The sequence below is a fragment of the Ginsengibacter sp. genome (assembly GCF_057362405.1).
Genome location: NZ_JBMQQG010000027.1, coordinates 1 through 22,320 on the forward strand (window position 1 = coordinate 1; position 22,320 = coordinate 22,320).

Consider the following 22,320-nt stretch of genomic DNA (forward strand, 5'->3'; position numbering starts at 1 on the left):
ATGATAAACTTCATCTTGTAGACGAATACAAACTTCTTTCGGGAATATATCACGGGTTAAAGAATAACGATAGCGCATACTTCTATTTGAATAAATTCATTGCTTTAAAGGATTCCCTTCAAAACAAACAATTTTTATGGCGCTTAAACAATTATAAAAGAGAAGCAGAAGATCAAAAAAAGCAATCGCAGTTATTGCTGCTCGACAAAGACAACAAACTAAAAAGTGCACAAATAAAACAAGAGGTTCAGCAAAAAAATTTTTTACTCATTCTCCTGTCAGCATTAGCGCTGGCAGGAATTTTTGTTTTCAGGTCCGTTACATTAAAACGTAAAAATGAAAAGCTGAAACATGTACAATTAGAAAATGAAATGAAACTGCAGCAACTGGAGAATGAAAAACAACAGTCCGCATTTCAGCAACAGGCAGCTGAACTGGAGATGCAGGCGTTGCGTGCACAAATGAATCCGCATTTTATTTTCAATTGCCTGAGCTCTATAAACCGGATTATTTTAAAGAATGAAAGCAAAACAGCGTCGGATTATCTTACACGTTTTTCACGGCTGATACGCATGGTACTTATCAACTCGCAAAAATCAATGATAACACTGGAAGATGAATTGCAGACATTGCGTTTATACCTCGATATGGAAAGACTGCGTTTCAAAAACGCTTTTGATTACAGTATCATTTTTACTAACGCCATAGACGAAGGTGCAGTTCTTATTCCGCCATTATTGTTGCAGCCATTTTGTGAAAATGCAGTATGGCATGGGTTGATGCACCTGCCCGGCCGGCAGGCAGGCAAAGAAGATCATGGGCATTTAAACATTGAGTTAAGTATGCAGGATGATGTTTTGAATTGCATCATTACTGATAATGGCATTGGTCGGGAGAAAGCCGCGGAATTAAAAAGTAAATCCGCAGAGAAAGAAAAATCACTCGGGCTGCAGATTACTTCGCAAAGACTGACCTTACTCAATCAAAACAAAAATGTACAAACATTTTATACTATTGAAGATATTCTAGATGAAAATAAAAATATTGCAGGTACAAAAGTGGTAATTAAAATTGCCTGGAATAAATTCATGGAAGAATTGGCGTAATTTATACGAATAAAGTTTTACCGCTTGTATGATCAAAGCTATAATAGTTGATGATGAACCTTATTGTTGCGAAACAATTGCTTCTTTACTGGAAGACTATTGTCCCGAAGTCGCAGTTGCCGGTATTTATCATAATGGTGCCGATGCACTTGCATCGATTTTGAAACAATCTCCCGATCTTGTTTTTCTTGATGTGGAAATGCCTAAGATGAATGGCTTTGAAATGCTGGAGCAATTGCCTTCTATTAATTTCGATATTATCTTCACCACCAGTTACGATCAATATGCATTAAAAGCCATTCGGTTCAGCGCCATTGATTATTTATTAAAACCTGTTGACCGTGAAGAGTTACAAAAAGCAGTTCAAAAAGTAATGCAGCGCTCACAAAGAACTATTGTGCAACAGGTAGAAATATTAATGCAAAAGCTGCACCAGCCTGCCAAATCTATCAGCAAGATTGCTCTGCCCACCATGGAGGGTTTACAGATGATACCTGTTGATCAAATCATCAGTTGCGAATCAGACAGTAACTATACCATCCTTCTTTTAAAGAACAAAAAAAAACTAACTGTATCGGCTACCCTAAAAGAAATAGAAGAAGCATTAGAAGATCATTCCTTTGCCCGTGTTCATCGTTCCTATCTTGTTAACCTGAACGAAGTGGAGAAATATGTAAAAGGAGAAGGTGGTTATCTTATGATGAGCGATGGTTCTATCATAAACGTTTCAAGATATAAAAAGGAATTATTGCTGAAAAAACTGTTGCCCAACAGGGAATAGATTGTATTTGTTTCTTAATAAACCGGCTTCCCTTCCCTCATTCATTTCTACCATTCAGATTTGCCCCGGGTGTTTTGCTCAATATAGCTTAGATTATTTACAGCAGCTATATACATTTGGTTGTTATGAAGCATTTCCACTTTCAACATCAAAAACTGGTTGTTATGAAAAAAATAATACCTGTTCTTATACGATTGTATGTTATTGTTTACTTACAACTGCATTCAAAAAAAATAATAAAAGCACTTTTGTTATTTATGCTATTATCGGGCATTGTATTTTCTGTTGATGCACAAACTAAAATTTATGGTAAAGTGGTTAGTGTTGATGACAAACCTCTTGCTAATGCCAATGTTCTGTTGCTAAACACTAAAGATTCTTCCCTGGCTAAAGGACAACTTACCGTTGCGACAGGTGTATATAGTTTTGAAAATATTCCGCAGGGGCAATACTTTATATCGTATAGTTATACAAGCTATAAAAATGAATACAGTGATGCATTTACTATTTCCGATAAACAACAAAGCATTAACCTTGGTATCATTAAGCTTTCGGAAATGCATCTGCAGTTAAAAGAGGTTACCATCGCAGCAAAGAAACCGCTGTATGAACAAAAGATAGACCGCCTCGTAATTAATGTTGCCACAAGTATAACGTTTGCAGGCAGCACTGCTTTAGATGTGTTGGAGCGATCTCCTGGTGTACGTGTGAACCGCATGAGTAATGCTTTATCCGTAAATGGGAAAAGCGGGGTAATAATTATGATCAATGGAAAGAGAAATTATATGGATATTGCCGCGGTGGTGCAAATGCTTGCAGGTATGCCTTCTGGTAATATAGAACGCATTGAAATAATTACCACACCGCCTGCAAATTTTGATGCGGAAGGTGATGCCGGCATAATAAATATTGTACTTAAATCCAACAACCAGTTTGGCACTAACGGTTCTTATTCTATGACAGCCGGATATAGTAAAGGAGAACAAAATTCTGCGAGTGTAAACATTAACCACAGGAAAGGGAAAGTAAACCTGTTTGGAAATTATTCCTTTTCACGAAATCGTTTGCAACAGGTCTGGGACAATTATCATGCTGTCACAAATAATGGCAAATTACTGGAGAATTTTTCTGATGATAAAAGACATGCACTGGCCTCCCAGCACGATGGACAAGCAGGACTTGATTATGAGATAAGCAAAAAAACAATTGCAGGCGTGTTGCTTTCGGGAAGCTATAGGCATTGGGACATGAAATCATTAAATGATGCATTTGTAAGTTCGGATAATCATTTAGACACAACCGTTAGTATTATAAATAATGAATTGCATACAACGTTATATTATGGTGCTAACTTAAATATGCAGCATACTTTCAGTGATGATGAAAAGCTTACCGTAAACGCAGATTACTTGCATTATAAAGACAATAATCCCAATTCATATACCAATGCATATTATAATGGCATTAATAATTATTTATATGATGAAAATGTGCAAAGCAGCAAAACCACACCGCTTACAATGTGGATAGGAGCGATAGATTATACAAAAAAAATATCTAAAAGCACAGATATGGAAGCAGGAATAAAAGATGCCCGGTCAAGTTTCAGGGATGTAGTAGGAGTAAGCTCTTTATTTCAAAATACTTGGATAAAGGACTCATCCCTTTCGGGCAATCATACATTGAATGAAAACATCAGCGCTGCCTATGCTTCGTTCAATATAAAGCTATCTGCAAAAACATCAGTGAAAGCCGGACTCCGGTATGAATTTACACATTCAAGGCTTGCATCGGAAACACAGGTTGATATTGTAAAGCGGGATTACGGGAAACTTTTTCCCAGCTTTTTCTTTTTGCACAATATCAACGATAGTAACTCACTTAATTTTTCATATAGCAGAAGGATATGGAGGCCGGGTTTTTCAGATTTAGCGCCCTGGGTACTTTTCTTAGATCCTAAAACTTTCCAAACAGGTAACCCTGATTTGCAACCGGCAATTGTAGATGCAGTAAATGTTTCTTACACTTATAAAAACAAAATACTTTCGCTTTCGTATAGTTATATTTCTCCTTCTATCACTCAAATTCCAAAAATTGATGAAGGAAGCAATAAATTAGTTATCGCCAGTGAAAATTCAAAAAGCAATCAATCATTATCACTCAATCTTTCGTTGCCCTTTACAGTAAATAAATGGTGGAATATGCAAAATAACCTGACAGGAAGCTGGAATAAGTCAAGTGCGTTTTATAAAGCAGCCGTTCAACAGGAACAAAAGAATTTCTTTATTAATTCCACACAAAACTTTTTATTGCCTAAAGATTTTTCTATTGGCTTGTCAGGATTTTACAGTTCAAAATCTTTATGGGGATTGTATTCTTTTGATCCAAACTGGTCGATAGATATAGGCATGCAAAAGAAAATCCTTAAAAACAAATCTGTTTTCACATTTAATATAAGTAATATTTTCAATTCATTGGTGGGAAACTACAATGCTTTGATACCCGAACAAAACCTCATGGTAAAAAATAAATATACTTATGGTTACAGGGGCTTCAGCCTTTCTTATTCGCACAACTTTGGTAACGATAAAGTAAAAGGTAAAAGAGACAGAACCACAGGTGCAGAGGATGAAAAGGGCAGGGGATATTAAAATTCTATTTCTTTGCCTTACTCAATCATCTATTCAATCTTTGGGAATTTCCAATCCGTGTTGCCGCAAAAAAGTTAACCTGTCCCAATAACCTCTTTGAAAAATAATTGCGTCGTTTATAACATGAAAGAATCCGCAACCTCTCAGTCCTAACGGGTCTTTCCATTCCAATATGGCCCATTCACCATCTTCAAAAATGTTTTCAATAATGCACACCATGTTCGCTTTTGCAAATTCCTCTTCAAACATCTTTTGTATGGCTTCTTTGCCTTCTAATGGTAGAGTATTTACCTGGTGGTTGATAGCGGTGTCACTATAAAGATTGGCAAGCCCCGCTGCATCCGCTTTATTAAACAGGTCAACCCATTTTATTACAATTTCCTTTGGAGTCATTTTAGTGATAGGTAACGGCTGGTTATTACTCCATAATATTTTCAAGGTGAACTAATCGTCCATCGCTCGACATTCCTTCAATTATAACCCGAAAGGCCTGGCTGATATCATTATTATAAAAAGATACGGTTACTTTATTATTTGTACGATTCGTGATTACCTGTGGATTCCAGTATAACGTTGTTCTAATGTCTTTCTTATTGTCATTTTCACTGAACGTTCCATAGTTTGGTGAATAAAACTCCCGCATAGTGGTATAGCCCCTCACCGAATTAGTAGAGAGTCCTTTGCCAGGTTCATTTGGCCTGTCGTTACCTCTTTTTGTATATATAGCAATAGCGCCACTTGCTCCCCCACCTGTACCGCCAAAAAACGGTGGCCGCATAACTTTTACATAAGCGACATCCGTAATAGAAAGTGAAGAAATCATGCTGGCATCTGCAGGCATTTCATCAAGGTAAATTTGCGGTGTGCCTCCCCGCCATTGAAGAGAAGGCGGTGTGCTTGTTGTAATTTGTAAGCCGGGTACTCTTCCCTGCAGGTAATTAAATATGCTTATTGCGCCAACTGCACTGGGATCGTTTAAGAGATCGAATTGATAGGCATCTCCGCCGCTAAATAAGCCAGAAGTATATTTTTCATCTAAAATTTCAACAGGCTTTTTTGTTTTAGCTGTCACAACTACATCTTCCAAAACTTTTGCTTTATAAAAATTTGCCAGTTCCTTTTCCTGGTCGGCAAGTTGCAGATGGCGGAAGTTACCCGCGGTATCCGAAAGTTGATTATTATAAAATCCAGTTGCGGCGGTATTAGAGGAAAAAGGGGGAAGCCGGTTTTCCATAAATTGAACAGACGCATCACCGAGTCCTTTCGATTTGGGAAGCTGGTAATAAACACTCGTAGTATCAAAAAGAATTATAGAGGGATCCGTAAAAGTTCCGTTGGGTTGTATAGGTATTACGGCCATTTTGTTTTCTTTTTTTTCATGCCGCATAAGCACAACAATACTCCCGGCATCCCTTAACTGTGATGGTAATGCGCCATATATTTTTCCTGAAAGGTTTAAATACGATGTGTCTTTCGGATAAACAATCTTTGGAAGTTTTCCAGCAGTTATATCTTCCCACTTAAACCTGCGCCAGCCGTGAGTAAGCATCACAAGGTCAAGCTGCTGGCTTATGGTATCAGAGTTATTTGAAAAATAATAAGCAGGGTCGTAAACCTGCCCTCTTAAATCGCCTGTTAAAAGAAGATGCGAAATAATATTATCGCTGCTGTCCGTATCAATATTGTAATCGGTAACGGCGATCGAAAAGCTTGCAGCCAGGCTATCAGGTACGGTGATAGATATTTCGTCTCTTGCTCTTTTATTAAGGCCCCAATGTTCCACATTCATTTCAGCATTAAATAAATATTCCTGGTTGTTGATATAAGTAATGCGTTCTGCCAGGGGACGCCATTGACCGTCAAAAGCCGTTATGGTTAAAATTCCGGTAGGTAAATTTTCGGTTGGTATAATGCCTTTAATAACCCCCGACGAAATGTCTTTTGTTAATTTGAATACTTCATGCTGGTTCATGGTGCCGATGAGGTGGATATCGCCCAGGGTAGACGCAACATCCGGCGCAGCATTCACAAAAAAACTTCTGCGGTTTTCTGAAATGACTACCTGCAATGATACACCTGCGTGTTTGATAGCAGGTAATTCGGTAATATGCTCGGCTCCCTTTTGATCTTTCCATTTGGCGGAAAAGCTTTCACCAGGCTGCGGGAAAATATAAAAATAGCCCATACCATCATGAATGGCCCGAAGGCTGTCGATTTTAACGCCTTTATTGTTTTGGACAATGCCCTTAATTTTAATAGGCCGCCCCCATTGATCATTGGCCTTAAAAGCAATTTTATTAGTTACGCCTTCAATCGCATCTCCACCCTCAGGAAAAAAATGCAGGTCCGGAACTAAAGTGGTTTTAGAATTTATAGTTGTGTTAGTTTTTGATAAGATACGGATGTCCTTGTTATATAAAAACGCAGTATCAAAATTCAGCATCCACTTCGTGTACGCCTTTACGTGAATGTATTTACCCGGATAATCTGCGGGAATTTCAAACGCACCTGCCGCGGTAGCATATACAACCGGTATAATGCTATGCGAAATCAATTTCCCCTTCTCATCTGACCAGTCTACATAAAAAGTTTTGCTGTCATCCGCCGGGTAAATACCATTCATGAGGTAAGCCTTATACCAGATCGTTTCCCCTGTTGCATAAGTCGATTTATCATAGTGGAGATAGGCTTTTTCCTGCCCGAAATCGTTTCCATATCTTTCAATAGTTGAATCAATATTTTGTGCGTTAGTATTAAGAAATAAAAAAAGAAAGATAGTAGCCAGCGGTATAATTTGTCTCATTTTTTATTAAACCAAAATTTATAAGTGAGATAATATTGGCTGTAAATTACTATAGAAGCATGTATGAAACAAAGTTGATTAAAGTTTAACAACAATTTTAAAATCTTTTTCACGGGAAAAATTATTTTTTATAAGGCATTAGATTTTAATCTTCATTAATAATTAAAATTGTTCAATAGTTTTGGAGCGGTAAATCAATTAAAATAATTATGACTTTTAAAAAGATAACAGAACAACCTTCGCATTACAGGCATCTTGAAAAAATGTCTGTTGCGGAAATAATCAGAAATATCAACAAAGAAGACTTCGTGGTCGCCACATCAGTTGAAAAGGTACTTCCTCAAATTGAAAAAATGATAAATGCAGTCTCAGAAAAGATGATTGAAGGAGGACGATTATTTTACATTGGTGCGGGAACGAGCGGAAGGCTTGGAATACTGGATGCCAGCGAATGCCCGCCAACCTACGGCGTACCCCAGGGCCTGGTAGTTGGTATTATAGCCGGCGGGGAAAAAGCGATTATTAATGCAATTGAAAATGCCGAGGATGATATGCAGCAGGGGTGGAAAGATTTGCAGGCATACAAGGTGAATGATGCAGATGTGGTAATAGGAATTGCTTCGAGCGGCACAACACCTTATGTTATCGGTGCTTTAAAAAAATGCAAAGAAAATAATATTACTACCGGAAGCATTGCTTGTAACCCGGATTCGCCCGTAAGTGCAGTCGCCGATTTTCCGGTGGAGGTTGTAGTAGGGCCGGAGTTTGTAACGGCGAGTACCCGAATGAAAAGTGGCACCGCCCAAAAGATGGTATTAAATATGATCTCAACTACAGCCATGATACGATTGGGAAGGGTGGAAGACAATAAAATGGTAAATATGCAACTGACCAATAAGAAGATCATAAACAGGGGAATCAGGATGCTGATGGAGAAATCCGGCATCCGGGATGAACGGGCTGCCAAGCAATTATTATTGAAATATGGAAGCGTAAAAAAGGCCATTGAAAATTTCAAATAATTAGTTCGGGATATTTTAAAATTGTATTAAATTTATAGACCATTTATAAATTGTTAACCAAAATCTTTGCAATATGAAACTAACAATTTTACTCATTCTATCTTCCGCTCTCCTTTTTTCCACAGGCTTCTCACAACAAAGCACTTTAGCTTATGCTATTACGGGCGAGGTTAATGCCAATTTCAACTGGTCAGATATTCGGGTGATTGATATGGCCACCGGTAACACCAACTCAACTCTTTTTGAAAACGGCAAAACAAAATTTTCATTTATTGATGCTGAAACAGGGCATGGTGTTGATCAACTAACACTAACGGGCAATCCTGCTACGTTACAGCAAAACGATATGTCAATTTCAGCCAGCAAGATGTTAGTTACAAATCCGTCGCCAACTTATTCAATGAGTGCTGCCGCAGCATACGATAGAAGACACGATAAATTATTTTTTGCAACCTTGCGTACAGGTCAGCTTGTTTGGCTCGACCTTAGAAATAACAGCGGTACGCCTTCATTTTATACGGTTCAAAAACCATTGATTAATAATATGAATTATAATGACCAGGCTATTAACATCACACGTATGACGATTGGTGCTGACGGCAACGGGTATGCGCTTACAAACGATGCCAATCACTTAATTAGATTTACTACCGGTAATAAAACTGTTATTACAGATTTGGGAAGCCTTGTTGACGCAGCTTCTAATAATGGAATTTCTGTGCACAACCAGTGCAGTAGTTGGGGTGGCGATATTGTTGCTGATGCATTTGGAACATTGTACCTTTTTAGTGCCGGCAGAAACGTTTTTTTAATTGATCCGCAAACGCTGACGGCTACTTACAAAGGAAGTATTAGTAATTTGTCCGGAACCTTCAGCGTAAACGGCGCCGCAGCCATTGATGACGACCATGTAATCGTGAGTAGTGCGAATACGTTTGAGGGCTTTTATAAGGTGGATGTAAATAATCTTAGCGCAACCAAAATAAATACCACAGGAAAAATTTACAATGCCTCAGACCTGGCAAGTTGTAACCTGCTGCACCAGGCAGCAAAGCAAAACAGCATAGGAACACCGACGCTTAAAAATTTGGATGTTATAGGTAACAAGCTAATAACAATATATCCAAACCCGGTATCTGACGGACAGATAAAAATAACTTTCGATGGCAATATGGCCGGTAAATACAGGATTGATTTTACTGATCTTGAAGGCAGGCTAATTGAAAGTAAAGTTGTTTATATAAAAGTACCTGGCCAGGTTGAAAAGCTGCAATTGCACAGGAAGCAGGCAGGAGGATTGTATATGATAAAAATTGCAGATGCAGCCAGCAAAGCCATCTATAGCGACAAATTAATAGTAGAATAATAAATTGGGGTAGTAATTTAAAGGCCGTTCCATGAGCGGCCTTTTTATTTTATTTATTTTAAAGTCTAAATAACCGGCAACTTGGCCGGATGCAATATTTTTGTAGCAGAAACTTATTTTGTTGATGATTGAATTATTAAATGCAGAACATAGAACCATACGACAATTGGCAATATTTATACACATCCGAAGAAGATGAACGCTCTCCATTTTATGGGAGAGAATACAGTGAATTTGCATTTAGCCAAACCGTGTATAACTATTACATTCATCCGCAATGGGATGAATTTGGAAGTGCCACTTTATATCTTAAAGTGTTGATGGCAGACTACCAGGAAAAATATGCGATTATTGAATTAATTGGTGAATGGAATGATGCTATAGAAAATGATATCATGACGCTAAAGCGCGACGTAATTGATGAATTTGAAAGGCAGGGCATCACCAAATTTATTCTCATCGCCGAAAATGTTTTGAACTTTCATAGCAGTGATGACAGCTATTATGAAGAATGGTTTGAAGACGTAAAGGACGAAGGTGGCTGGATTGTAAGCCTTAATATGCCCGAACAAACGCAATATGATTTTAGAAGAGCCCATCTAAATAATTATATTGAGCTCATCAACTTTGTGCCCTGGCGTACCATGAAGCCTGACGTTCTTTTTAACCAGATTGATAATATCTTGTTGCGAAGGCTTGAATAAATCATAAGGTTGAATCTCGATTCAATTGATACGTTCATCAATTTTTATCACTTGATCTATAATTCATAATTTTCTAAACTTCCTGTAGTATTTTTGCACATCTGAAATTTAACAACTCTCTCACTTATGACCTGGAAACAGTTATTCACTTCATCGATAGGTAAAAAGATATTAATGGCATTAACGGGTTTTTTTCTGATAATTTACCTTATCGTTCATGCCGCACTCAATGCACTTATTTTTTACAATGACAATGGAGCTACATTTAATGCAGGAGCTTCGTTTATGCTCCACAACTATGTGATAAGGTTTCTTGAGATCGGATTATTTGCAACTTTTATTTTGCATATTATCCAGGGCCTTTTGCTTTGGAAACAAAACAGGGGAGCAAGAAAAATAAGCTATGCAAAACAAAATTTTCCACGCGAAATAAAATGGTATAGTCGCTATATGGGATGGCTCGGAACTTTCTTATTATTGTTCCTTATAATGCACCTGTATCATTTTTGGGCAAGTACCAAACACGAGCTGTATTTTAATGGTCCCGTTGTGGACCTTTACCAGGAAATGAAAATAATATTTACAAATCCTCTTTGGTTCACGTTGTATATGATTGGTTTGGTTTCGCTCTTGTTTCATTTATTACAGGGGTTTCAAAGTGCTTTTCAAACATTTGGAATCAACCACAGGCGATGGACTCCAATTATTAAAGGCATTGGCATTTTTTATTCGGCAGCCATTTGCATTTTGTTTGCGATGATGCCCGTTTCGTTTATGGCCGGGTGGCTGCAATAAATTATTTAACAAACTGAAAAAAATAATTCAGCATAAAATACTTAATACTAACGTATGGCATTAGACGCAAAAATTCCGGAGGGTGATCTCGAACAGAAATGGACTAATTATAAAGATCACGTAAACCTGGTAAGTCCCGCCAATAAAAGAAAACTGGAAGTTATTGTGATAGGTACAGGGCTTGCAGGAGCATCTGCCGCCGCCACTTTGGGCGAATTGGGTTATAAGGTTAAAGCATTTTGTTTCCAGGATAGCCCACGCCGGGCACATTCCATTGCGGCACAGGGAGGCATCAACGCCGCTAAAAATTACCAGAATGACGGGGACTCTGTTTTCCGGCTTTTTTATGAAACAGTAAAGGGCGGCGACTACCGTTCAAGGGAAGCCAATGTGTACCGGCTTGCCCAGGTGAGCGGAAATATTATTGATCAATGCGTGGCACAAGGTGTTCCCTTTGCCCGTGAATACGGCGGATTATTAAGCAATCGTTCGTTCGGAGGAACGCAGGTACAACGAACGTTTTATGCTGCGGGGCAAACGGGTCAGCAATTATTGTTAGGCGCTTACAGTGCATTGGAACGGCAGGTGGCATTAGGAAATGTTGAGATGTATTCCCGTCATGAAATGGAAGACGTTGTAAAAATTGATGGTAAGGCAAGAGGCATTATAGCAAGAAATTTGGTTACAGGTAAACTGGAAAGGTATTTCGGACATGCGGTGCTGATATGTTCCGGTGGGTATGGAAATGTATTTTATTTAAGCACCAATGCCATGGGCAGCAATGTAACGGCTGCATGGAAGTCGCACAAGAAAGGCGCTTATTTCGCCAATCCTTGTTTTACACAAATTCATCCAACCTGTATCCCAGTGACCGGCGACCATCAAAGCAAGCTTACGCTAATGAGCGAAAGCTTACGGAATGATGGTAGAATTTGGGTACCCAAAAATAAAGGTGATAACAGGAAGGCAATTGATATTCCACCGGGAGAACGCGATTATTACCTGGAAAGAAGGTATCCTGCCTTTGGGAATTTAGTTCCAAGAGACGTGGCATCCCGTGCTGCGAAAGAAAGGTGTGATGCAGGTTACGGTGTCGGCACCACGAAGATGGCGGTGTATCTTGATTTTGCAGATGCTATTAAACGCTATGGAAAAATAGAAGTGAGCAAGCGGGGACTGGAAGATTCAAGTGAAGAAAATATTATTAAACTGGGAAAAGAAGTTATTGCAGATAAATATGGTAATCTTTTTGAAATGTATGAAAAGATTACCGGCGAAAATCCGTATGATGTTCCAATGCGTATTTATCCCGCAGTGCATTATACGATGGGCGGCCTTTGGGTAAATTATGAACTAATGACGACGGTACCCGGTTTATACTCGCTGGGTGAAGCCAACTTTAGCGATCACGGAGCTAACAGGTTAGGAGCTTCAGCTTTGATGCAGGGATTAGCCGATGGCTATTTTGTTATTCCGTATACGCTTGGCAGTTATATGTCCGGTGAAATCAGAAATCCGGCGATACCCACGTCCCATCCGGCGTTTGAAGAGGCGGAAAATTCCGTGAAAGAAAGGATAGAAAAGTTGATGAGTATAAAAGGAAAAGAATCTGTTGAAAGTTTTCACAAACGGCTCGGGAAAATTATGTGGAACAAATGCGGAATGGCACGTAACGAAAAAGGACTAACGGAGGCGATAGACGAAATCAGGGCATTAAGAAAAGAATTCTGGGAAAATGTAAAGATACCCGGAGAAATTTTTGAAATGAACCCTGAATTAGATAAAGCCGGCAGGGTAGCGGACTTTCTTGAACTGGGCGAACTGATGTGTATGGATGCCTTAAATCGGAAGGAAAGTTGCGGCGGTCATTTTAGGGAAGAAAGTCAGACAGCAGAAGGTGAAGCTTTACGCAATGATGATGAATTCAGTTATGTAGCTGCCTGGGAATACACACCGCAGGGCGAGCAATTAAATAAAGAAGAATTGCATTTTGAAGTGGCTCATCCGAGTCAACGTTCATACAAATAATTTAGAATTAATTAATATTAGTGATATGGAGCATTACAATATGAATTTGACTTTGAAGGTTTGGAAACAGAAGAATAGCGGGACGAGGGGACGTTTCGAAACTTACGATGTAAAAAACATTTCTTCTGAAATGTCTTTCCTGGAAATGTTTGACGTGTTGAATGAAAGATTAATTGATGAAGGGAAAGAACCTATTACATTCGATCATGATTGCCGTGAAGGTATTTGTGGCGCATGCAGCATGTATATTGACGGGAGGGCGCATGGGCCGTGGCAAAAAAATACAGTTTGCCAGTTGCATATGCGTGCTTATAAAGATGGCGACACGATTGTTGTGGAACCGTGGAGGTCTGCCGCTTTCCCGGTAATAAAAGATTTGATGGTTGATAGAAAAGCCTTCGACCGGATTATAGAAGCCGGTGGTTTTATTTCTGTAAATACCGGTAATGCTGTAGACGCGAATTCATTACCTGTTGACCGGGCGAAATCTGAAGAGGCTTTTAATGCTGCAGCCTGTATTGGCTGTGGTGCCTGCGTTGCAGCATGTCCTAACGGTTCTGCCATGTTATTTGTAAGCGCTAAAGTTTCTCAATTGGCTTTGCTGCCGCAAGGTGAGCCCGAAAGACATACAAGAGTTTTAAACATGGTTAAGCAAATGGATAAAGAAGGCTTTGGTAACTGCGGTAATATTTATAACTGCGAAGCCGAATGTCCGAAGAGAATCTCGGTGGAAAATATTGCCAGGATGAACCGGGAATATCTTGGAGCATCACTTTCTTCAGAAATATAAAATTGGCAAGATAAATTTCATAGGCCCGCATAGAAGGTAAATGCCGTTGCGATTACGTGTCATATTTATTCTTAAATCTTTTCTATGCGAAAAATCATATTCACGCTCCCTCTTGTGTTTTGCCTTCACTTTCTTTCGGCCCAGCAAGGGGTGAGTTACGTTGACTATGTTAATCCTTTAATGGGAACGGATTCCAAACCTGACCTTTCTAACGGTAATACATACCCGGCCATCGCATTACCATGGGGCATGAACCTTTGGACGCCTCAAACTGGTAAAATGGGTGATGGCTGGGCCTATCAATACACCGCTAATAAAATAAACGGGTTCAAGCAAACGCACCAGCCTTCACCATGGATGAACGATTACGGCGCTTTCGCAGTAATGCCTATCACGGGAAAAATAAGATTTAAAGAAGAAGACAGGGCAAGTTGGTTTTCTCATAAAGCGGAAATTGCCAAACCCTATTATTATAAGGTTTACCTCGCCGATGATGACGTAACGACGGAGATTGCGCCTACAGATCGTGCTGCCATTTTCCGTTTCACTTTTCCAAATACGGACAGTTCCTCAGTAATTATTGATGCGTTGGATAAAGGATCTTATATAAAAATTATTCCTTCCCAAAATAAAATCATAGGTTATACAACCCGTAACAGTGGCGGCGTTGCTGAAAATTTTAAGAATTATTTCATTATTGTTTTCGATAAGCGATTTAACTACACTTATACTTTTTCAGACAGTGTTATTACTAAAGGCACTGAACAGAGATGCAACCATGCTGGTGCTATTATTGGTTTTACCAATACGGGAAAAGGAGAAGTTATTCATGCAAGAGTTGCCTCTTCATTTATCAGTTTCGACCAGGCTGAGATAAATTTAGAAGAAGTAGGAAATAAAGATTTTGAAACTGTAAAGAACAAGGCCAAAGAGGTGTGGAATTCAGTTTTGGGTAAGGTAAAAGTTTCAAGTGGCACAACAGATCAGCTCCGTACTTTTTATTCCTGTTTGTATCGAATGGTTTTCTTCCCACTAAAATTATATGAAAAAAATGCGGAAGGAAAAATAATCCATTATAGTCCTTATACGGGTGAAATAAAGGATGGTTATATGTTTGGCGGCACGGGCTTCTGGGATACGTTTCGCGGCTTGTATCCTTTTTTGAATTTAGTATATCCTTCTATTGTAAAGGAAATGCAGGAAGGTTTGGTAAATGATTATAAAGAGGGAGGCTGGCTGCCGGAATGGTCTGCACCCGGATATAGGGATGTCATGGTAGGAAATAATTCTGCATCCATTGTTGCAGAAGCTTACTTAAAAGGCGGACGCGGATACGATATCAATACTTTGTATGAAGCATTAAAACATGGTGCAAACAACGAAGGTCCGCAGGGGACCGGCAGAACAGGTGTGAAGTTTTATAACGATCTCGGCTATGTGCCTTATGATGCAGGCATAAACGAAAATGCGGCCCGCACTTTGGAATACGCTTATGATGATTATTGTATTTATCAACTGGGAAAGGCTTTAGGCAAGCCTGGATCAGAAATTGATATTTACAAACAACGTGCAATGAATTACAAAAAGCTTTTTGATCCATCGCATCTGTTAATGCGTGGAAAAAATAAGGATGGAAGTTTTGAATCGCCTTTCAATCCTTTCAAATGGGGAGATGCATTTACAGAAGGGAATAGCTGGCATTATAGCTGGTCGGTATTCCAGGATATTGCAGGACTCGTGAAATTGATGGGAGGCAAAAAGAAATTTGTTGAAATGCTGGATTCAGTATTTACAATGCCACCAACATTTGATGATAGTTATTATGGTTTTGTAATTCACGAAATAAGAGAAATGCAAATTGCTGATATGGGACAATATGCCCATGGCAATCAGCCGATACAGCACATGATTTACTTATATGATTACGCCGGTGCACCGTGGAAAACGCAATACTGGGCACGTGAAACCATGAATAAACTGTACAAAGCAACACCCGACGGCTATTGCGGTGATGAAGATAACGGACAAACTTCGGCATGGTACGTTTTTTCTGCTTTGGGCTTTTACCCGGTAACGCCGGCAAGCGTTGAATATGCAGCCGGGGCGCCTTTGTTTCCTCATGCCGAAATCGATTTTGAAAACGGGAAAAAGCTGATGATCAATGCGCCGGGTAACAATGAAGGTACCCGTTATATCAAATCAGTAACTTTTAACGGAAAAGGTTATACGAAGAATTATTATAATCATTTTGATTTCGAGAATGGGGGAGTGCTGAACGTTCAAATGTCTGTAAACCCAAATAAAAGCAGGGGCGTAAACGAAAAAGATTTTCCCTTCTCGATTTCAAATCAATAGGTGCCATTTACGCTACACCGGAACTGTTCCGGGTTTTTTTAAAAGAATTTATCGAGCGGAAACCAAAGCCCATTCGTTTTGATCAGATATTTTTCGCGATGGAATTCAGGCAACATAAACCTATCATCGATACATAATTATCCCTGTGAGCCAAACGCTTTGTCAGCTGGTATCTTTCCGATCCTGCTAAAATAATAATCGACGAAAAATAAACATGTTACAGTTACGGTAAACTGTTAGCCGGGCAAGTCCTGCAGTTTTTATCAATCACCCTGAGATGGTAATAACATGTGTCCGATTTGGTCCCGTTCGTTGTTATCACCGTTGTATCCATGTTTTGCGGGCATGGCGTGCGGCAGCTAACGCAAAAATTTTTAGTGTCGGAGCCGGGGGGGCATTTGCCTTCAGCAGAAATAATTTCATAAACGCACCATTGGCCGCTTCTCCGTGGCGTGCAAACCCAGCAGGTAGCTCCAATACATATAAACGTTAAGCTTGTGAAAATGGAATGTTTCATAACTTAAAATTTTGGCATTGATGTAATATTCTTAAAATACAAAATGGATTTGACTAATGCAAGAGGGAGAAATAGATGATGCGAGCTCATTTCCCTGAGGACTGGAAAATTGCATTACAATGCCCGCATACTTTTCCTTCACTTTGAAATCCTTTTTTATTATCTTCATTAGGTAACGTTTTATTATGCCTTTATCACGTCAACTTAATGCCATAATGTTTGCCGACGTTGCCGGTTATACGGCGTTGATGCAGGAAGATGAAAAATTTGCATTACAGCTCAGGAGAAAATTCCAGGACAAACTGGAAAAGGAAGTGACCGAATATAACGGTCGTATACTCGATTTGAGGGGCGATGGGGCCTTATGCACTTTCACAAGTACCATTGAAGCAGTAAGGGCGGCGTTAGCTGTGCAACTGGAGATGCAAATAGATCCCGTTGTTCCGCTACGTATTGGCATGCACACAGGTGATGTATTAGTAGAGGAGAATAACATCTATGGCGACAGCGTAAACATCGCTTCCAGAATAGAATCTTTTGCCATGCCAGGCAGCATTTGCCTTTCGGGAAAAGCTTATGATGATATTAAAAATCAAAGAGACATACAAACAGTTTCTCTCGGAAGGTACCTGCTTAAAAATGTAAAGGAAGAAGTTGAAATATTTGCCATCAGCAATCCGGGCATACAAATACCTCGTGAAAACCATCCGGACGGCAAAGGAAAAAAAGTAACCGAAAACACCAGCCTGGACAAATCCATCATGGTCTTGCCATTTGTGAATCTTGGCAATGATAGTGAGCAGGATTATTTTAGCGATGGACTCACAGAGGAACTTATCACTAAATTATCAAAACTTGCAGAAATAAAAGTGACTTCCCGAACTACCTCCATGTTATATAAAAACACTACAAAGGATATTAAAACGATTAGCAAAGAAAATAAAGTGAATTATATCCTGGAAGGAAGTATTCGGAAATATCAAAATGATCTGAGGATAGCGGCGCAGTTTATCGACGCGAGGAGTGACATGCACCTTTGGGCGGATACCTACCGGGGAACCGTAGACGACATTTTCGATATACAGGAACGGGTATCAGAAAAAATTGCAGAAGCGTTGCGCATTCAAATTACCAACGAGGAGCAGGTGATGCTGCGCAAACGATACACGGAAAACACTGATGCGTATGAGCTGTACCTTCGCGGCCGCCACTTCTGGAAAGAAAGGAATGAAGAGGGGCTTCAATCTGCCGTAATAAATTTTGAAAAGGCATTAGAAAATGATTCGCGTTATGCTCTTGCATGGTCGGGCCTTGCAGATACTTATAGTCTTATGGGAGAATACACCAATATCTCCAGGAGGGAGCTTTTTCCAAAACAAATGGCTGCCGTATATAAGGCATTGCAAATTGACAACAGGCTGGGAGAGGCGCACATTTCCCTGGCCATTTCTCTTATGCTCAACGAATGGGATTGGGAAAATTCAAAAAAGGAATTTCTCGTTGGATTGGCACTTAGTCCTGATTATGCGACAGGCCATCATTGGTATGCTGAATGGTTATTGTTTAACGGGAAAACAGAAGAAGCGTTCCGTGAGATATCACTTGCGGTGTCGCTTGACCCATCGAGCCCGGGAATATTAAAAGACAAAGGAATATTTTATTATTATACACAGCAATATGAAAAGGCCATTGACACGGGGATGCTTACTATGGAACTGCACCCGGCATTTGTTACGGTTTTCCGCCTGCTGTCACTTGCTTACCAGGGAATGGGGATGTATGACGAGTCAATTAGGCAAAATGAAAGATGGGGTGAACGTACCGGGAACGTAGTAAAGACGCAGGTTTCGCTTGCCCAAATCTATGCTGCTGCAGGCCGGAGAACTGAGGCACTGGCAATTGTTAATACAATAGAAGATCAACAATTAGGCGGCAACGATTATCGCGGCATGGCTATGGTGTATGCAGCGCTCGGCGATATTGACAAGGCCTTTATTTGGCTTGAACGAAGTTACCAACGACATGAGGAATCATTATGTAGCCTGAAAATTGATCCGAAATTGAACTCGCTTCATTCTGATCCGAGGTTTAAAGAAATGCTGAGAAAAATAGGTCTGGAAAATTAACCACGCAATCAAAATGAAAAACTAATTTGCATAAAAGAATTAAATACTTTTTGTTTATGGAAAAAGCAATTCAGGAATTACAATCAATCCTCAAGAATTACGCTGTACAACTGCAAAGCATAAACGAAAATGCATGGAGCCATAAACCCAATCCTCTTAAATGGAGTAAAAAGGAAATACTCGGCCACCTTATTGATTCGGCTCAAAATAATATTCGTCGCTTTATAGTTGCGCAATATGAGGATAATCCGAAGATCACCTATGCCCAGGATACGTGGGTAGCTGCTTCCAATTATCAAAACTATGTAACAAAAGATCTTGTTGATTTGTGGATGCTTATAAACAAACATATTTGCATGATCCTTAAAAATATTCCTGCAGGTGTTGAAGAAAGATTATCCGAAACAAGTGAACCACATTCTATAAAATGGCTGGCTACAGATTATAACAAACATTTGTTACATCATCTGCACCAGGTTTTGGATTTGGAACCTGTAGCGTATCCGTGAGGGAGATTTCTTTGACTTGAGCAACCCGTCAGAAAATCTTCTCTGTCACCGATTCTTCCGACAGATGTTGTAGCATCGGGCTTTCCTAATGGCCGGGACGTATGGTCGCATATCTTCTGTTCGTTAGTTTTTTTCAAACACAAAATTTGCAATTTTACGTATAGCTCTATATTATGAAGATTGTATTTCTCAAATACCTGCAGATGGTAGTGTGAGGATAGGAATAATCCTTAGTGGGAGCTTACACATCGGAAACAAGTTCCGGTCAACAAAATAAATTAAAACAAAACATAGGAAATCAACGATATAAAATTTATGTTTGCTTATCCATTTCCGTCGAACAACTCTCCCCTTTTCTTGAAGTCGCTTAACCATGTAATACTTTCTGATATCTCTTGAGCGAAACCGGCCGGGTAAAATGCGTTTATTAATGAATACAGGAAAAAGGCACAGGACAATTTTCACTAATGATAACAATAGGGATCCCGAAAAGGCAACTCATAAATCCCCGTATCCTTGTAAGATATTCTGCTTGATAATTATATTTTCCGTGGGTTCATTTACCACGAATGCCCAGCCTGCCATTCAAAAAGTGGCGGGTTTGCCAACCAAAGAAATATATGATCTTCACGTAGACAAAAAAGGCTACTTATGGATTGCGCATGGCCTTGGCATTAGCCGTTACGATGGATTACATTTTATTAATTTCGCCAACACCGCGCTTGCCGATCTACGGATGACTGACATTGTAGAAGATTCGCAAGGAAGAATATGGTGCCACAACTTCAGCGGGCAGGTTTTATATATCGAGCAGGGGAAACTTAAGTTCCTCGCTTCGTATGATTATAAAAGGGAAAATCAGTCGCCACGAATAGCATTGTGTGGCGACGAATTGGTTGTTACCAGTCAATCTGGTTTGTTCATATGTTCGACCGTTACCCTAAAAGGGAAATATATTTCCATTGAAAAAGTACCTGGTACTGCACTAATCTCCCTAACGGTCATTGGCAATAAAGCCATTATTTTCAACGGGCAAAACTGGTATTCTTACGAACACGTGGCAGGGATAAAAAAGCTGGATGCTGATCCATCGGTGAAGGTAGAAAAGGGGAATGCAGTCAGCTTGCAGCCAGTGGCATATCGCGATACCATGTTCCTCGTAACCAACCCTGCAGGTACCCTTCAAAAACTGGTATTGCAAAATAACAGGCTGGTATGCATTGGCAAAACAGAATACCACGATTACATCAATTCTGTAACCGGCGAGAGCAAAGTATGGGCGAATACCCGCAATAAAAGCCAATCGCTGGACGGCAGCCGCACTATAAAAGATTATAATTTAACCGATGTAGTTACCGGTGCGGAAGGTAACACCTGGTATGGCAGTATTAAAGATGGGTTGCTGGTGAGCTTTCATGCTCCCAAGTGGCAAAAAATAAAATTCCCTATTAACCAGGAAGATTTTGTGCGATCGTTAAACATACGTGACGGCTATTTTTTTGCCGGAACGCAGAAAGGGTATTTAGTAGTAATGGAGAATGACAATGGAGCTCCGGCATGGAAACATAATATGTTCAATGGCTATGGCTCCATTGACTTGATAAGGCTCTTTAGGAATCACCATTTTATAGTGGGTACTTCAACCAATACCTATGTGATAAATCCCCTCGCAAAAAAAATAGAAAGCGAGCTACCACTCAAATCCATCACCGATATTGATTTTGATACCAACAGTCTATATTTTGCGACCCCTAATGGATTTTATGTATTGCCATACTCTGATTCATCCTTTAGCTTGTCACAGTGGAAAACCGAAAAACAACAACGGTTTCCTTTTTACCATTGGAATATAAACACTAATGACCCTTACCTCATTTCTCCCCAGAGCAGCGGCGCCATTCGCTTCGATCGTGGTGGACAGTCGCTGTTCGTTTCCACAAAAAATGGCCTGCAACAGGTGACGAAAAATGGCCTCACACCATTTCTTATCAATGGCAAAGAAGTATATGCCTCTTCATTATCGTACAAGAACGAAAGATTATATATAGCCACCATTGATGACGGGTTATGGATAAAAGAAAATGATTCTTTAAGACATTTTACGATAACAAACTTTTTATTTTCCAATACTATCGTACGCATAAAAGTGTCAGGCGATCACTTATGGTTATTTGAGAACAATGGCATACAGGTATTTGACACTAAAAATGACAGCATATTAAATCAGATAGATTTGCCCAGGATTACAGGAGCGGATGTTTTTGATGTGGATGAAAAAAACGGCTACGCCTATCTTGCGACAGCAGATGGCATATACAAGATTCCTATGAATATTCCTGTTCAAAAAAAGGTGCCGGCAGGATACCTGGATTATGTGGTTGTTAATAATAAGGATACTTTACCCGGCGTAAGTGCCAGGCTGCCTTATGATAAAAACGATATTCAGTTCTTTTTTTCGTCGCCTGCCTATTACGATCCGGAAGCCATATCATTTAAATACCGTTTAAGGGGAAATGATGATCACTGGCAAACAACCAAACCCAATGAACGTATGTTGCGCTTTTCATCACTTTCTCCCGGCACTTATACATTCGAAGCTGTGGCTGTAAATAGGGATGGTCTGCAGCAGTCTGAGCCTGTTCACTTTCCTTTTGTCATCCTTAAATCGTGGTGGACCCGCTGGTGGTTTTTTGTACTGGTAAACATTCTCATTGTTGGCATAGTACTGCTGATCATTCGCAACAGGATAAGCCAGCGCTTACAAGTA

At 39.6% G+C, this 22,320-nt stretch carries 17 protein-coding genes; 13 read left to right on the plus strand and 4 right to left on the minus strand.

The window, feature by feature from the left end; translation table 11 throughout:
• From ACO1O5_RS02085 to ACO1O5_RS02095, 3 genes are all read left to right on the plus strand, one after another.
• Positions 1-1,106: sensor histidine kinase (locus tag ACO1O5_RS02085; protein ID WP_486267986.1), on the plus strand; the 1,106-nt coding region annotated here is incomplete at its 5' end.
• 28 nt (positions 1,107-1,134) lie between these two features.
• Positions 1,135-1,887, plus strand: coding sequence for a LytR/AlgR family response regulator transcription factor (locus ACO1O5_RS02090; RefSeq protein ID WP_486267988.1), 753 nt, complete (start codon positions 1,135-1,137; stop codon positions 1,885-1,887).
• A gap of 164 nt (positions 1,888-2,051) precedes the next feature.
• Positions 2,052-4,538 (plus strand): TonB-dependent receptor, encoded by a 2,487-nt coding sequence (locus ACO1O5_RS02095; RefSeq protein WP_486267990.1) that lies wholly within the window; start codon positions 2,052-2,054, stop codon positions 4,536-4,538.
• Positions 4,539-4,571: 33 nt separating this feature from the next.
• Here the strand turns inward: ACO1O5_RS02095 and ACO1O5_RS02100 are convergent, their stop codons facing one another.
• Both ACO1O5_RS02100 and ACO1O5_RS02105 read right to left on the minus strand, forming a co-directional pair.
• Positions 4,572-4,931, minus strand: coding sequence for a nuclear transport factor 2 family protein (locus tag ACO1O5_RS02100; RefSeq protein ID WP_486267992.1), 360 nt, complete (start codon positions 4,929-4,931; stop codon positions 4,572-4,574).
• A gap of 25 nt (positions 4,932-4,956) precedes the next feature.
• Positions 4,957-7,341, minus strand: coding sequence for a hypothetical protein (locus ACO1O5_RS02105; RefSeq protein ID WP_486267994.1), 2,385 nt, complete (start codon positions 7,339-7,341; stop codon positions 4,957-4,959).
• A 209-nt stretch (positions 7,342-7,550) separates the two neighbouring features.
• Between ACO1O5_RS02105 and murQ the strand changes: the two genes are divergently transcribed.
• From murQ to ACO1O5_RS02140, 7 genes are all read left to right on the plus strand, one after another.
• Positions 7,551-8,363 carry an N-acetylmuramic acid 6-phosphate etherase gene (murQ, locus tag ACO1O5_RS02110; RefSeq protein ID WP_486267996.1) on the plus strand — a complete coding sequence of 271 codons (813 nt, stop codon included), beginning with the start codon at positions 7,551-7,553 and terminating at the stop codon, positions 8,361-8,363.
• Between the two features lie 73 nt (positions 8,364-8,436).
• Positions 8,437-9,729: a T9SS type A sorting domain-containing protein gene (locus tag ACO1O5_RS02115; protein WP_486267998.1), complete on the plus strand. Its 1,293-nt coding sequence runs from the start codon at positions 8,437-8,439 to the stop codon at positions 9,727-9,729.
• 140 nt (positions 9,730-9,869) lie between these two features.
• A complete protein-coding gene (locus ACO1O5_RS02120; protein ID WP_486268000.1) occupies positions 9,870-10,433 on the plus strand; it encodes a hypothetical protein in 564 nt (187 codons plus the stop codon).
• A 126-nt stretch (positions 10,434-10,559) separates the two neighbouring features.
• On the plus strand, positions 10,560-11,228 hold the full coding sequence (locus tag ACO1O5_RS02125) for a succinate dehydrogenase cytochrome b subunit (RefSeq protein WP_486268001.1): 669 nt from the start codon (positions 10,560-10,562) through the stop codon (positions 11,226-11,228).
• 54 nt (positions 11,229-11,282) lie between these two features.
• A complete protein-coding gene (locus ACO1O5_RS02130; RefSeq protein WP_486268002.1) occupies positions 11,283-13,256 on the plus strand; it encodes a fumarate reductase/succinate dehydrogenase flavoprotein subunit in 1,974 nt (657 codons plus the stop codon).
• A 40-nt stretch (positions 13,257-13,296) separates the two neighbouring features.
• Positions 13,297-14,046 carry a succinate dehydrogenase/fumarate reductase iron-sulfur subunit gene (locus tag ACO1O5_RS02135; protein WP_486268003.1) on the plus strand — a complete coding sequence of 250 codons (750 nt, stop codon included), beginning with the start codon at positions 13,297-13,299 and terminating at the stop codon, positions 14,044-14,046.
• Between the two features lie 84 nt (positions 14,047-14,130).
• Positions 14,131-16,401 (plus strand): GH92 family glycosyl hydrolase, encoded by a 2,271-nt coding sequence (locus ACO1O5_RS02140; protein WP_486268004.1) that lies wholly within the window; start codon positions 14,131-14,133, stop codon positions 16,399-16,401.
• A 223-nt stretch (positions 16,402-16,624) separates the two neighbouring features.
• On the opposite strand, the gene ACO1O5_RS02145 is transcribed toward ACO1O5_RS02140, so the two are convergent.
• A complete protein-coding gene (locus ACO1O5_RS02145; protein WP_486268005.1) occupies positions 16,625-16,918 on the minus strand; it encodes a hypothetical protein in 294 nt (97 codons plus the stop codon).
• 31 nt (positions 16,919-16,949) lie between these two features.
• Complete coding sequence (locus ACO1O5_RS02150; RefSeq protein WP_486268006.1) at positions 16,950-17,087, minus strand: hypothetical protein; 138 nt, start codon at positions 17,085-17,087, stop codon at positions 16,950-16,952.
• A gap of 16 nt (positions 17,088-17,103) precedes the next feature.
• Between ACO1O5_RS02150 and ACO1O5_RS02155 the strand changes: the two genes are divergently transcribed.
• The 3 genes from ACO1O5_RS02155 to ACO1O5_RS02165 all read left to right on the plus strand — a co-directional run.
• Positions 17,104-19,044, plus strand: a complete 1,941-nt coding sequence (locus ACO1O5_RS02155; RefSeq protein ID WP_486268007.1) for an adenylate/guanylate cyclase domain-containing protein — start codon at positions 17,104-17,106, stop codon at positions 19,042-19,044.
• Positions 19,045-19,100: 56 nt separating this feature from the next.
• A complete protein-coding gene (locus ACO1O5_RS02160; RefSeq protein WP_486268008.1) occupies positions 19,101-19,553 on the plus strand; it encodes a DinB family protein in 453 nt (150 codons plus the stop codon).
• Between the two features lie 532 nt (positions 19,554-20,085).
• The coding region (locus ACO1O5_RS02165) for a triple tyrosine motif-containing protein (protein WP_486268009.1) at positions 20,086-22,320 on the plus strand (2,235 nt) is incomplete at its 3' end.